Below are 13448 nucleotides of genomic sequence, written 5' to 3'. Positions count from 1 at the left end.
ATTACCCTTGTGTTCTGCTCACATCAAATCCGCCTTCTCCTGAAGTGTAACTTCCCTGATTATTGCACCATGGACAAGTACTTATTTCTTCATCGCCAATACAATGTATTTTATCACAAACACAAACCGCAAAAGCTATTTGGTTTCCACAGCAGGGACACGTTGGCCCTCCGATAAGTTCATCTGTATTTACTTTAGTGCTAAAATTTGTAGAATCAGCCAACTCGAAATAGGAATTATCGACCTGATAGGCTCCGACCAATTTATAACTTTTAGAAGATAGTTCAATTCCGGCGTAAATAGACTCCGCAATACTTTTGCGATATTTCATTAAGTACGGCCTTTTAGTATTTTGACATTTACCATTTAAAACCACAAAATTATCATCGACATATTGACGGTTTGGCACCTCTTTGGTTAAGTCTATTTTCGAAAGTGTTTCTCCGTCTAATTTTGCCAATTCAAAACCACTAGAATTATTTTCGACACTTATACTACTGGTCTTAATAGAATCTGTTACCCATTTAAAAAACTCTTTGTATGACTGGACATTTGTATTTTTAAAATGCAAAACATTGTCTGTAAGTTCACCTAATAATTTTGTATCTGTTTCGTTTCCGAAAGAAATCGCAATTAAATTGGCTGTTCGCTGCCAGTTTCGTTTCCATTCGTTAATTGCCATTTTAGTATCATCAGTTGGAACTCCATCAGTAAATAAAAAAACAATAGGTTTCCAATCACCTTTAACTTCATATGTTGTTTTTACAATATTACTGCGCAATTCATACATTAAATGTCCTAAGCCTTTGCTTAAGGATGTACCGCTGCCAATTGGAAATTTAGGAGGATAAAAACTCACTATCTCCTGAAGAGGAACCAATGTTTTAGGCTGACCGGCAAATACTATAATTGATACAAATACGGTTTCAAGTGCATAAGGATCTGTTTTTAATGCCTGAATAATAGTAGCCAATCCTTCTTCAACCTCCTGAATAGGCTCTCCAACCATTGACTCAGAAATATCGATTAAAAAATATATGGGTAATCTTCTCATTTTAAAGGAAATTTAATATCATTAAAATATAATTGAAAGCACAATCTGAGTTATATTAACAGATAAACCAACTCCAAACTTAGAAGGTTTATCAGTAGTTTATAAAATTAAATGTATAAGGAAATACGATCGCAAAAAAATCAAAACAGATGAAGTCAATATTCAATTTATTTTACATCTACTTAGAATGATTAATATCTCAATATGTAGTTCAAATTAAATCACTACAATTATTTCACTTGGTGGAGGAGGCAGCGTAACACTTTCGCCAGTTCCCTGACTTTTATTGCCTTGTTCGATGGTTTCTGATACCCATTTGAAAAATTGTTTTAGTGTCGAACTATCGGCAGAGGCCAGATGAACCACATGGTCTGTCAATTCTTTTAGAATTTCATCGTTTGCCATATGTCCGGCCGCGCAACCAACTACAGCTCCAAAACTTAGGCTTTTTATTTCCTGAGTTTTTTGTCTGTAAAGCTGAATATCTGAAGGTTTCCCATCAGTAAATACAAAAAGTAAAGGTTTCCAGTCTCCTTTTTGGGTAGCTGAACCCTTTATAACATCCTTATTTACTTTTTGAATAACAAAATCCAGTGCTGCTCCTGTATTTGTAGGACCACTTTGCGGACAGGTTATCTCAGGTAATTGAAAGTGAACCAGTTCTGTCAATGGAACAATTTCTTTTACTTCACGATCATAAGTAATAATACTGATCCAGAGTGAATCTAAGGCCTGAGCATCTGAACGCAAAGTATTGACCATGCCGCTTAAAGCATTGTTTAATGCCTGAATTGGTTCTCCGTACATAGAACCGGAAGTGTCTAATAAAAAATATACCGGTAGTCTTCTCATATCACGTGAAAAAATTTCATAATAATTAATCTAACCCAATTTCTCCATTATATCCCGAAATATCACACATGAATATCAGAGACATGTTATTCCTGTTATTTAGCACTCCAATAGTATTTAACCTTCTACAGATAAGACTCTACAATTTTATGAATAGTCTGTCCTAAGAAAGTATCATCTGTAGGATCTCCAATGGCACTAAATTTCCATTCACCATTACGCTTGTATAATTTTCCCATAATGATGGAACGTTTATTTACATATTGGGCTTCTGCAGAAACATTGTAAGCTGCAAATTCTGAAACTACTTTTGTGGGAGTACCTTCGTACATTCTGATTTTTGCATACGGGATTTGAGAGAAATCTTCTTTTCCTGCATTATTCAGAAAGAAAAATATCTGATTCACTTTAGCATCAACTTTAGAAAGGTCTACGGTAATAATTTCATTATCCAAACCATCATCACCTCCACTATCTCCGGCAAGATCATCACCGGTGTGTTTTAAGGCACCATCTACACTCGACAACTTCCCTTTTGGAAGGCCAAATTGCTGTAAGACTTCAATTTTGTATAAAGGAGAATATAAATGATCACAAAGTTTATTTTGGTCATCAATTAAAACACAACTTAAATCTAAGTCAACTTCTGTTACATTTTTTGATAATCCTAAAAATCCTTTCGTTTCAATTGCTCCCCAGTTTACACCAACACAAAAATTTGTTAATGACTCGCCGCTTGATTTTATTAAATCAATCTTTTGTCCTTTGGTTAAGTTAATTGCCATAGTTTTAATCAGGTTTTAATTAGTTATATTTATTTAAATAATCCTGCAAACCACCTTTCATACCAATCCCTACTGCTTCAAATTTCCACTCGTTGTTTCTTTTGTAAATTCTCCCAAATTCTACTGCAGTTTCAATAGAGAAATCTTCATCCAGTTCATATTTAACCAATTCTGTGTTTGTCTGATCCAGAATTCTGATAAATGAATTTCTAATTTGTCCAAAATTTTGTCTTTTTGTATCTGCCTGATGAATCGTTACTACAAAAGAAATTTCGTGCACATCGGGAGAGATTACAGATAAATCAATCTGGATTTTTTCATCATCTCCGTCACCATCACCGGTTAAATTATCTCCTGCATGAGTTACTGCTCCATCAGGCGATTTTAAATTATTGTAATAAACAAAATGGTTGTCATTCGGAATTTTTCCGTTTGCACCAACTAAAAATACTGAAGCATCCACATCAAAACTTGATCCGGTATTGCTTGAGTTACTATCCCATCCAAGACCTACAGTAAACTTTGGTGCATCTATACTTTGTCTTTGTCCTTTTTCTAAGTTAATTGCCATTTTATCTCTTTAATTAATATTTATATTCAACATTGTTTTTAAAATATTGGTTTGTTCATCAACATTTTGAAGTTCTTCCAGAAAATCTACTGATGAAATTTTGTCATGATATTCCTTTAGTACTTCTAAAACATTTTCGGGCAGCGTTGTTTTTACAACACTGAGTTCTCTCTTCAATTCTGCATTTTTGTTTTTCAGATCTATTATAATTTCTTCTTTTGCAGATCCGTTTTTTGAAATATCAATATCCTTAGTATTTTCTTCATTCAAAAAATAAAATGATTTTTCATTGGCTACAAAAACAAATTTATCATTAGAATCCCTAAATTCATAAACCTCAATTATTTCATTATTACAAACCAGTCCGCACAAAAACTTAATTTTAAAATTCAGAATATTCAAACGTCCTAAAAGTTTTTTTTCAAATTTGGCATATGGATTTTCATATACACTTTTATTCAATTGTGAAAGCTTTTCGTACTGATCAATTGTAATCTCCCTGTAATATTCGGCCTGAATACTCTGAGAAAAAATCATTATATCATTCCAATTAAAAAAAACATCTTTTTCTGAAACAAATAACTCATAGAGTTCTTCTATCTTTTTGGACATATTTTGAGCATGCAGCTGCATTTGTTTGGCAAACTTACTCTCTCCTATTTCCTGTTTTAATTTTGATAAAATATCTTCATTAATATAGATTTCATCACTGATTAAAACATATTGCTGTTCTTTTGATTTTTTTATTTTTTGAAACAAATCAATAAGACTGCTTGTAAACTGAATGTGAAACAGTTCTAATTTATTAATATCTAATATCCGGTTTTTTTCAAAAAGAGTATGAATAATTTTTGTCCTTACCAAAATCCCCACAAGATCCTTGTGGTTAAAGAAATTGGATAACAATTCTAAAACCACAAGTTTTCTGTTACTATCTTTTATTATTTGAAGATATCTTTCTTCTTCTTCCTCCTGCATTTATCTAATTTCCAATATTCGATTTTTGTAATTTTCTAGCTTACAACGCCTTTTTTTAATTCTTGCTCAAGACTTTGTAAACCTGCGTCCAGCTGTCTTCTGGTTTCTGTACCCTGATCGTGTATTTGTTTTACTTCTGTCAAAGTATCGATCAATGATTTGGTTGTCATTTTCAGCGTTTCAAGTGAAACAATTGTGTTTTCGTTTTCTCTGGCAACTTCAATACTGTTTTGTTTCAGCATTTCAGCATTTTTCTGCAAAATTGTATTTGTTGTTTCAGAAACTCTACGCTGAACTTCAATATTCTGTTTTTGTCTTTGCAATGCTACCGCTAGTGTCAATTGGTTTTTCCAAACCGGCATTGTTGTAGTCAAAATAGACTGTGCTTTTTCTGCTATAGAAGTATTATTGTTCTGAACTACTCTAATTTGCGCCAAAGACTGCAACATGATAAAACGAACAATTTTCATATCGGCAAGACGTTTGTCCAGTCTGTTAATGAAAGTTCTTTTATCCGAAATCTGATAATCCTGATATTGCGCACTATTGCCTTCCATTACAGCAAGTTCTTCATTTAATTCCTTAAATCGAATTTGCCCTGCAATAATGTGCTTTTCCATTTCTTTGATCAGATTCACATTACCATCAAACATCGTCTGAAGTGCACTGTTATCTTTCACAGAGTTGATCATTCCGGCTTTTACCTTATTACTGATTTTTTCAATATTTACAGTAATTCGATCGTATTCCTGGAATAATTTTTTTACATCGGTAATTAACTTATTCAATAAAGGAATTTTAGAGATAAATCTCTTAAATGGCCCCTGATCTAATTGATCAACATCTACATAATTCAATTCAGTAAGCAGATCATTGATAAGAGTTCCTACTTCGCCGGAATTATAAGTTCTGACATTTGTTAAGAAAGTATCACTCTGCTTTGCAATAGAGTTTTGAATTTCGGCACCATAATTCAGAATTGAATTGGCATCATTCTCATTTAACTGATTAGAAATAGATTTGTAATTATTTACATCAGCTTCTGTAATCGAAGCTAAGTTTACATTTCCATCCTTATCAATTAAAGCAGAATTCTCCTGAGTAACTAATTGATTTTCTGACATGACTATAAGTGATTCTGTTGAATTGTTACGATTGTCTGCTCTAGTTTCTTATCGTTTGTTGGTACACCAACTGCACTAAATTTCCATTCATCATTTCTCTTGTAAAAAACACCTAAAACCATAGAAACGTTTCCGGCAAAAGTAGCATCGTTTGCAACATCAAAACGTGCAAATTCCTGACTAACCTTGGTTGGTGTCCCTTCGTAAATGCGAATAGAAGCAAATGGAATATCTTTAAAATCCTGACCTCTAAAACTATTTATAAAAAACGCTACGTGATTAGCTGCCGGACTTAATTGAGAAAAATCTAAGGTTATAACTTCGTTATCTAATCCGTCATCTCCATTTAAATCTCCTGTCAAATCATCACCACTATGTTTAATTGCGCGGTCGTTTGAAATCAGTTTTCTAAAATTTACTGAATCAATATGATTTTTTTTATCATCATAAACTGCACAGCTTGCATCTAAATCTACTGCTTCTTTTTTTGTCCCAAAGAATCCCTTTTTTTCAATTGCTCCCCAATTTACTCCAACACAAATGTTTTGTAATTTTGTACCGTTACTTTTTTCAAGATTTATACGTTGTCCTTTTTCTAAATTAATTGCCATATCTTAGTTATATTTATTTAAGTAATCCTCTAATCCGCCTTTCATACCAACTCCAATGGCTTCAAATTTCCATTGTCCGTCTTTATTGTATATTCTTCCAAATTCAACTGCTGTTTCTATCGAAAAATCTTCTTCTAGTTCATATTTAACCAATTCTGTATTATTACTGTCATCCACAATTCTAATAAATGAATTTCGAACCTGACCAAAATTTTGTTTTCTGCTTACAGCATCATGAATGGTTACAACAATGCAGATTTCCTTTACTGTCGGATTGATTTTTGTTAAATCAATTTTAATCTGTTCATCATCTCCCTCTCCTTCTCCTGTCAGGTTATCACCCGTATGTATTACAGCTTCATCCGGTGATTTTAAATTATTGTAAAAAACAAAATGTGAATCAGATAAAATTTTTCCGTTATCACCCAGAATAAAAACAGAGGCATCAAGATCAAAACCTGAACCTGTACTGCTGTTATTCGTGTCCCATCCTAAACCAATAGTAAATTTTGGTGCATTTATATTTTCCCTTTGTCCTTTTTGCAAATTGATAGCCATAGTCTAATCTATTTTTATTACGTTAATATTCTTTTTATATTCTAAAATTTGATGGTAATTATTACTTATCGCAAGATGAAATAATTCGTTGCTTTTCTTTCTTGAAATATTAGAGATCAAATAAGCAAACTGTTTATCATCCATGCTTAAAATAAATTTTACGATTCGGGTGTTGTATTGAAAATCTTCACTATTTACTATTGAAACAATATCTTCTACATTTTTAACAGCAAAATAATTGTAATGATTTTCTATTTTGGGATGAATGTCTTTGTTTATTAATTCTGCAAAATACACAAACACAAAATCTCCCTTTACTTCATATTGGTCCAGGATTTTATTTACGGTATGTTCATGACTTCCTGTTATTTTGATATCATCAACAAATATGCAAAGTTTGCCTTCAATAAAATTACGATCTATATAATACGTATCATTAGAAATTAATTTAACACGCTGTTCAAAATCCAAATTTCCATAATCCGTTACATAGGTTTGGTTTCTGTAAATTTTAGATTCAATGCAGGCTTTTTTACCATTTTTAAACAAGAAGCTATTAAGTTCTTTTTTAAAATAGTAGCATAAAAAATTGGATGCTGTAGGAATAGACAAATAAGGGCTGGGCAAGATTACAATATCTTTTTCAGATAAGATTACGTCTTTAAATTGTGCCACAAATCCGTCAAAGAGTTCTTCTGCAAATTTCTCTGCAAAGAACTTATCTCCAAATTTAAACCTGCTGTATTCTGCTTCCGTAAATGGGCAGCTTTCTTTTTCTGTTATTTTGTGTAAACTGTAACTTTTATTCACTGTTATATTTTTAAGAGATGAGCGTTAAAACCAAATTTCAATGCTCCGTTATAATCGGCAACACTATTATCGCCAATATGTAAAACATCTTTTTTCTCTATTTTTTTATATTTATTAATTTCATCAAACACCAATTGATAGATCTCTGTATTCGGCTTAGAAAACCCAACTTCATCCGAGTAAATCTGAAACTTAAAATAATCAAGCAGATCGTAATATTTTAATAATTTTCGTAATGTAAAACCCTTAATAAAACCCGTATTACTCAAAACACTGATCGATTTTCCTTCACTGGTAACTTTATCAAACATTTTTTGAATATCCGTAAAAATTAAAACCGGTTTGTTTTCTAAAAACAATTCTTCTGTGAGATTATAAAACTGAGATAGCTTCTCGGTTCCATAATTACTGAGATTTACATTTAGAGCTCCTAAAATTAAATAATATATTTCGAATGTTTCTATATTTAATCCCGTGTTTTCATTTATATTATTACACAGAACATCATAATATCGTACAACTTCAGTGACTTTTTCAATTGGTTGTTCGATTTCAAAAAAATCCTGAAACAATAAATTCCTTTTTTGCTTAAATTCAGGATTCGATTTTATTAATGTAAGCCACAGATCAAAAGAAAGGTGACTGTAATTTTCATAATTTATTTTCAATGGTATGTATTTTTAGTCGGCAAGTATGCTGTTGAGTAAAATCAATCCTGTTTTTTTTTAAACTCAAAAAATATTTTACTTAAATCAGTTCCTGCAATATCTTAAATTTTATATTTTTTATCTATAAATCAAATTCCGCAAATCTCTTTACAAAATGATTTTTCCAATAGTCATTTTTGACAACCAGATGTCAATTGTTTGATCTTTTGAAAATTTACAACTAGTACTATTGTTGAAATCTTAAAACTTACAATAATACGAAAAAGCGTACTAAGTATAAATGAGGAATTCTGGAAAACAGAAATATTTATCAACAAAGAAGGAAGCCAGGACGGCAAATGTGTTTTCCTGACATCTGCTTTCGCTTTTTAATTATAACTTTGCCTTATAATTAACATTTAGTAAAACAAAAGCAATATGTTTACAGGAATTATAGAAACCTTAGGAAGGATTCACGAAATACAAAAAGACCAAAATAATCTTCATATAACAGTTGATTCTTCTATTACAAACGAATTAAAAATTGACCAAAGTGTATCTCATAACGGAATCTGCCTCACAGTTGTCGCTGTAAAAGATTCTTTTTATACTGTAACAGCAATCGCGGAAACGATTTTAAAAACAAATATTGGGGACTGGAAAACCGGCGACGTAGTTAATCTTGAGCGAGGAATGAAACTTGGCGACAGGCTTGACGGACATATTGTACAAGGTCATGTAGACCAAACCGGTACTTGTATTAAAATCGAAGAAGCCAACGGTAGTTGGAATTATACTTTTGAATATGACAAGAACCTGAACAACATAACCATTGAAAAAGGCTCAATAACCGTAAATGGAGTTAGCTTAACGGTAGTAAACTCTAAAACAAACGAATTTAGTGTTTCAATAATACCTTATACTTTTAAAAATACAAATTTTAAAAATTTCGAAATAGGAACGAAGATAAATTTAGAATTTGATGTAGTTGGAAAATACATTTCGAGACTCTATTCAATAAATAAATAGTAATAAAACGATTTTAAAAACAAAAGCTTCAGTTTAAACTGAAGCTTTTGTTTTTAATTTATGTTTATATATTGCAAATGCACCTAAGGAAAGTCCAAAAAACATTAATAACATCAAATTATCATCTATATCTGTTTCAGGAAAAGGATCGGTCGCAGTTGTACTAGCCGCCTTAGCAGTAGATGGATTTGGTGGTTCTGGCGCAGCAAATACAGTTATTACACTAAACAACATCAGAAACACAATTACAATTTTACTTATCATTTTCATATGAAACAAATACTTTAGATCTTAGTATAAACTTAAAAATGTTCTTTGTAATTAATGAAAGCATGGTTCTTCCACTAAATCTGCAACAAATGTATTGCTTTTTATTCAAAAAAAATAGCGTCTAAAAAAAAAGCTTCATAAATAATTATGAAGCTTTTTTTAAGTGGTCCCACCTGGGCTCGAACCAGGGACCACCTGATTATGAGTCAGGTGCTCTAACCAGCTGAGCTATAGGACCGGTTTGAGGATGCAATATTACTACTATTTTTTATTTGCTCCAAATATTTTAGACTATCATTTGCACTTAATTTCAATATTAACGATTCTTATTTAAAATTAAATTGATTATCAACCAATTATTCAATCTTAAAAATCATTTGATTTCCTGACAAAGCTCTACTAAAACGCCGTTTGTGCTTTTAGGGTGCAGAAAAACTACTATTTTATTGTCTGCTCCAGGCTTTGGATTCTCATTTATCAAAACAAAACCTTCACTTTTTAACCTTACAATTTCTGATTCTATATCTTCAACATCAAAAGCAATGTGATGAATTCCCTCTCCTTTTTTTTCTAAAAACTTTGCAATTGGACTTTCGGGATCTGTTGCCATTAAGAGTTCAATTTTATTTGTTCCGGTTTGAAAAAAAGAAGTCACTACATTTTCTGACTCCACAATTTCTGTTTTATAAGACGGAACACCCAATAATTTCTCAAACAAAATATTGGCTTCATCTATATTTTTTACCGCAATTCCTATATGTTCAATTTTATTCACCATAATATAAAATTCATGAGTAAAAAAAACTTTTAATTATTGATTGACATAAGTATTAAAATAACCGCATTCAGCGATTACATCCTCATAATATTTCGTATCAGAATAGTCTTTTTTTAATGTCTTAAATCCTTCCCAGGCAATAAAATTCACTTTATCATCCTGTCTGTCCCACCAGCTAACATTTTTATATTTGGTATTGTAGTATTCATTTCGTTCGCATTTTGCCATCATATAAATACATTTTGCTTTCTGCTCTTTAGTTGTTGCTGCATCAAATGCTTTTTTATAATACATTTTAGAAACATCACAAGAATAAGCCCCTGCATTTTCACTTGAAATACTAATTTCATAGAAGTTTCTTCCGTTTCCAAAATAAGTAATATTATAAAATGCGTTTCCTAACAACAAACTATTGGTGTAAACATCTTCCTTTTGAGTTATTTTATCCTGCATCGCTTTTATGGTAGTCAAAAATTCGATTTGGGTATATTTCTTTTTTTGATAGGCCGCATGATCACAATCATGACAGTCTTTTATATTTCCATTAAACGGATTTCCTGAAAAAGTAAAGTATTGAACAGAATCTGCCTGTTGCATAAAAACAATAGCTTCAGGAATTTTATTCTTATAAGTGGCCTGAACTGCCTGAAAGTTATTAATATCTTTTAATTTTAAAGGATAAATTCCGGCAGCAATTTTCTCCATTTCGGTTTTATTGGATTTACTCAGGAATGCTTTCATGTCTAACAAATCTTTTTCATTGTTATAAAAAGTGCTTCCCGAACTCCAATATCCATAATTAGAAGAACCAAAAAGTTCAGCCATTACAGGATTTGCTTTTGCGCTGTACAGAACTGCTAAATAATTTTTGCTCCATTGTACTGCATTTTCATAACGAAATTCCTGTCCTCTATATTTTTTTGGAAGTTCATTATAAAGCCAATTCAAATCAGCCAGAATTGTTTTTTCATTTTTATCTGTAAGTTTATCAATTTTACTCATATTATTTACAAATCTTAACAATCTTAACTGATAACCTGCCAGTTCAGTTTTTGGAAGTGTTTTTTCGGCTTTATCAAAATTCTTGTCTGCATTTGCAAAATCTCCTTTTAATGTTTGCAGATACCCTAATGCAATATCCCACAAATAAGGTCTTTCTGTATTTCCTGCTGCTGAAATTTTAGCAATTAAATCAAATGCATTTTTATCCAGTTTTACATAATTTTCAGTTCTATTTTCTTCGATTGACTGTTCTTTCATCGGAAGATTTTCTCCGGCATTCTGCTTAAAGGAATTATTTATACCTTCTTCCTGTTTATTAACCAATCGCGTTACGAGATAATTTAAGTGTTCACTTTTCGGATCCAGTTCGTAAATCTTTTCAATAGCCTGTTTTTCATCTTTATGATAACCGTGAATGGCCCAAAGAGCAGCTTTTTCTTTATTATTTTTAGCCATTAGCAATGATTTATTCCAATCGGATTCACTTTTTGGATTAAAACAATATGCCGTCACCACTCTCATTTCTGGGCATTTATCAAAAACCTTTGCATACAAATAATTAGAAACTGCATATTTTTTTTGTTTATAACTGATACCTGCCACATAAGCAAGTGCACGATAATACAAGGTATTTTTAACAACATTAGCTTCAGTTTTATTAAAAAACAAAATCGCTTTTTGTTTGTCCGTACTATAAAAACGCGCCTTCATTGTCAGAAACCAGTATCGGTTTTTCAGAAAGGGATCTGAGGTCGTATTGTAAACATTCTCGATCGACTGAATCATTTTTGCATCATCAAATGTTTTGGCGACAACCGGCTCATAACTCCAATAACTATCGCCTAAAGAAACAGTTTCTATTTTTTGAGCTAAATATAGAAATTCAATAAAACTCTTTATTTTATTATCTTTCAAACTAATTTTTTTACCCCATTTCAGCGAAGCTTTATTCTCTTTTTTTGTTTTATAAAAAACATGAAGCTGCTCAATCTCAACTTTATTTTCTGGCCGTTTATCTCGTTTTTCATACGATCTCTCGTCATCCAGACCAATCATGAAATATTTTACTGTTGGAGCATCTGCTTTTCCTTTTAAAAACGTTTCCCAATCTGATTTTATGTTGTCATTAAAACGAGAATTGTGTTCACTATCAAACCTAATTCCGTAGAAAATATCACCTGATAAAAAAAGCGGCGAATACGATTTATCTGCAAATGTTTCCGGGGTAAAATTTGAATTATAACCAAAATAATCCCAGTCATAACCATCTGCGCAAGCGTAAATAATACTGTAAGCAAAAAGTAAAATGCCACTAGAAACAAGAAACAACTTGTTTAAAAATATTCTTTTCATAGTTTTTTATATTGAATTCGTCTAAATCGTAAAAAATAATTTCGTTTGGTTTTTGAGGGCTATTATCATTCAGATCTTCCGCCATTTCGATTAAATCCTCTGATGAAATGGCTTCTATTTTCAGCACATCATTTTGTTCATAAAATATGCCGTTTTTATAATTAGAATGTATAACCTTAAAAAAAACAGAGCTTATTTGTTTGAAATTTCCATCTTTTTTAAGTTCTGAAATATTTAATTTTGACCGTAATCCAACTACTCTATGATTTTTGATATGAACAGCCCAGGAATATATTGGCAAAGCAAAATCAAGATGTAGAGGATATTTTTTTAAACTTTTAAGATAACGTTCAGCAATTTTCCTGTCATAAACAGAATTTAAAGAATCTGAAGCCACGGTTCCCATATTATAATACATCAGAATTCCTGAATCTACATTGGGAATCTTTGTTTTTTTGAAATACTTTATCTGATGAAGCCTTATTGTTGCTGAAAGTTTCTTTCCTGAAAACTTCTTGAATATATTAATAAACTTCAAATAATTTTCCTTACTTGTAAGTGTCCAATCGCAGTCAATTTGAATTTCCTTACTGTAAATTTTATTTTTAGAATTGATTTCGTTTATCAATCGAACAGTTTTCTTGGCTAAATCTTCAATATCAATGTTCGGTTTTAGCATTACCTTATTTTTGATGTAAATTACCGGAACAACATCAAAATTATTCATTGTTTCCTGAAAACGAATTGGAGTTACAGGAATTGGATTTGTATCTTTTGGATGTAAATCAATGTCAAAATAGCGAATATAAATTTTACGGACATTATTTCCCCGGAGAATTTCTTTTTCTGTTTCAGATAATTTAAAAATGGTTTTCCAATAGTAAAAAGAAACAGTCGGTTTAGTATTTTCATTACACGAAATAAACAAAAGGGAAAGCAATACTAAAAAGAAAATCTTTTTCAAAACCTGTAAATTAAATTGAAGCCAAATGTAAGAAATTATATGCCGTTTGTAATTTTGCACAT

At 31.3% G+C, this 13448-nt stretch carries 15 protein-coding genes and 1 tRNA gene; 1 reads left to right on the top strand and 15 read right to left on the bottom strand.

Annotation, left to right across the window (positions count from 1 at the left end):
- Position 1 precedes the first annotated feature (1 nt).
- The 10 genes from BXU10_RS19230 to BXU10_RS19185 all read right to left on the bottom strand — a co-directional run bounded on the left by BXU10_RS19230 (position 2) and on the right by BXU10_RS19185 (position 8011).
- Positions 2–1054, bottom strand: coding sequence for a TerY-C metal binding domain-containing protein (locus tag BXU10_RS19230; protein WP_078229144.1), 1053 nt, complete (start codon positions 1052–1054; stop codon positions 2–4).
- 216 nt (positions 1055–1270) lie between these two features.
- Entirely contained in the window at positions 1271–1906 is a 636-nt protein-coding gene (locus tag BXU10_RS19225) for a VWA domain-containing protein (RefSeq protein ID WP_031455163.1), read from the bottom strand.
- A 125-nt stretch (positions 1907–2031) separates the two neighbouring features.
- Positions 2032–2691, bottom strand: coding sequence for a TerD family protein (locus tag BXU10_RS19220; RefSeq protein ID WP_078229143.1), 660 nt, complete (start codon positions 2689–2691; stop codon positions 2032–2034).
- A gap of 19 nt (positions 2692–2710) precedes the next feature.
- Entirely contained in the window at positions 2711–3262 is a 552-nt protein-coding gene (locus BXU10_RS19215) for a TerD family protein (protein WP_031455161.1), read from the bottom strand.
- Positions 3263–3271: 9 nt separating this feature from the next.
- Positions 3272–4240 (bottom strand): hypothetical protein, encoded by a 969-nt coding sequence (locus tag BXU10_RS19210; RefSeq protein WP_031455160.1) that lies wholly within the window; start codon positions 4238–4240, stop codon positions 3272–3274.
- A gap of 35 nt (positions 4241–4275) precedes the next feature.
- Positions 4276–5364, bottom strand: coding sequence for a toxic anion resistance protein (locus BXU10_RS19205; RefSeq protein ID WP_031455159.1), 1089 nt, complete (start codon positions 5362–5364; stop codon positions 4276–4278).
- Positions 5365–5366: 2 nt separating this feature from the next.
- Positions 5367–5975, bottom strand: coding sequence for a TerD family protein (locus BXU10_RS19200; protein ID WP_031455158.1), 609 nt, complete (start codon positions 5973–5975; stop codon positions 5367–5369).
- A gap of 3 nt (positions 5976–5978) precedes the next feature.
- Positions 5979–6533, bottom strand: coding sequence for a TerD family protein (locus tag BXU10_RS19195; RefSeq protein ID WP_031455157.1), 555 nt, complete (start codon positions 6531–6533; stop codon positions 5979–5981).
- 3 nt (positions 6534–6536) lie between these two features.
- Positions 6537–7343 carry a phosphoribosyltransferase family protein gene (locus BXU10_RS19190; RefSeq protein ID WP_078229142.1) on the bottom strand — a complete coding sequence of 269 codons (807 nt, stop codon included), beginning with the start codon at positions 7341–7343 and terminating at the stop codon, positions 6537–6539.
- A 2-nt stretch (positions 7344–7345) separates the two neighbouring features.
- Positions 7346–8011, bottom strand: a complete 666-nt coding sequence (locus BXU10_RS19185) for an HAD family hydrolase (RefSeq protein ID WP_078229141.1) — start codon at positions 8009–8011, stop codon at positions 7346–7348.
- A 417-nt stretch (positions 8012–8428) separates the two neighbouring features.
- On the opposite strand from BXU10_RS19185, the gene BXU10_RS19180 reads away from it, so the two are divergent.
- Positions 8429–9019: a riboflavin synthase gene (locus BXU10_RS19180; RefSeq protein WP_078229140.1), complete on the top strand. Its 591-nt coding sequence runs from the start codon at positions 8429–8431 to the stop codon at positions 9017–9019.
- Positions 9020–9052: 33 nt separating this feature from the next.
- Here the strand turns inward: BXU10_RS19180 and BXU10_RS19175 are convergent, their stop codons facing one another.
- From BXU10_RS19175 to BXU10_RS19155, 5 genes are all read right to left on the bottom strand, one after another.
- The gene (locus tag BXU10_RS19175; protein WP_078229139.1) at positions 9053–9289 is read right to left on the bottom strand and encodes a hypothetical protein; all 237 of its coding nucleotides are present in this window, start codon (positions 9287–9289) and stop codon (positions 9053–9055) included.
- 164 nt (positions 9290–9453) lie between these two features.
- Positions 9454–9527, bottom strand: a tRNA-Ile gene (locus BXU10_RS19170).
- Between the two features lie 135 nt (positions 9528–9662).
- Complete coding sequence (gene mce / locus BXU10_RS19165) at positions 9663–10067, bottom strand: methylmalonyl-CoA epimerase (protein ID WP_078229138.1); 405 nt, start codon at positions 10065–10067, stop codon at positions 9663–9665.
- 33 nt (positions 10068–10100) lie between these two features.
- A complete protein-coding gene (locus BXU10_RS19160; protein WP_078229137.1) occupies positions 10101–12422 on the bottom strand; it encodes a hypothetical protein in 2322 nt (773 codons plus the stop codon).
- Positions 12382–13386 (bottom strand): hypothetical protein, encoded by a 1005-nt coding sequence (locus BXU10_RS19155; protein ID WP_078229264.1) that lies wholly within the window; start codon positions 13384–13386, stop codon positions 12382–12384. The genes BXU10_RS19160 and BXU10_RS19155 overlap by 41 nt, the downstream gene beginning before the upstream one ends.
- Positions 13387–13448 lie beyond the last annotated feature (62 nt).

Source organism: Flavobacterium sp. LM4, from assembly GCF_002017935.1.
Classification (GTDB): Bacteria; Bacteroidota; Bacteroidia; order Flavobacteriales; family Flavobacteriaceae; genus Flavobacterium; species Flavobacterium chungangense.
The sequence above is the reverse complement of the archived record's forward strand: the minus strand, read 5'-3'. Positions and strand labels throughout refer to the sequence as shown.

Bases quoted from the DNA above. Each gene is read 5' to 3' on its own strand.
- BXU10_RS19220 (WP_078229143.1), bottom strand. From the start codon at position 2,691: ATGGCAATTAACTTAACCAAAGGACAAAAGATTGATTTAATAAAATCA.
- BXU10_RS19205 (WP_031455159.1), bottom strand. From the start codon at position 5,364: ATGTCAGAAAATCAATTAGTTACTCAGGAGAATTCTGCTTTAATTGAT.
- mce (WP_078229138.1), bottom strand. From the start codon at position 10,067: ATGGTGAATAAAATTGAACATATAGGAATTGCGGTAAAAAATATAGAT.
- BXU10_RS19215 (WP_031455161.1), bottom strand. From the start codon at position 3,262: ATGGCAATTAACTTAGAAAAAGGACAAAGACAAAGTATAGATGCACCA.
- BXU10_RS19160 (WP_078229137.1), bottom strand. From the start codon at position 12,422: ATGAAAAGAATATTTTTAAACAAGTTGTTTCTTGTTTCTAGTGGCATT.
- BXU10_RS19210 (WP_031455160.1), bottom strand. From the start codon at position 4,240: ATGCAGGAGGAAGAAGAAGAAAGATATCTTCAAATAATAAAAGATAGT.
- BXU10_RS19225 (WP_031455163.1), bottom strand. From the start codon at position 1,906: ATGAGAAGACTACCGGTATATTTTTTATTAGACACTTCCGGTTCTATG.
- BXU10_RS19200 (WP_031455158.1), bottom strand. From the start codon at position 5,975: ATGGCAATTAATTTAGAAAAAGGACAACGTATAAATCTTGAAAAAAGT.
- BXU10_RS19175 (WP_078229139.1), bottom strand. From the start codon at position 9,289: ATGAAAATGATAAGTAAAATTGTAATTGTGTTTCTGATGTTGTTTAGT.
- BXU10_RS19195 (WP_031455157.1), bottom strand. From the start codon at position 6,533: ATGGCTATCAATTTGCAAAAAGGACAAAGGGAAAATATAAATGCACCA.
- BXU10_RS19230 (WP_078229144.1), bottom strand. From the start codon at position 1,054: ATGAGAAGATTACCCATATATTTTTTAATCGATATTTCTGAGTCAATG.
- BXU10_RS19180 (WP_078229140.1), top strand. From the start codon at position 8,429: ATGTTTACAGGAATTATAGAAACCTTAGGAAGGATTCACGAAATACAA.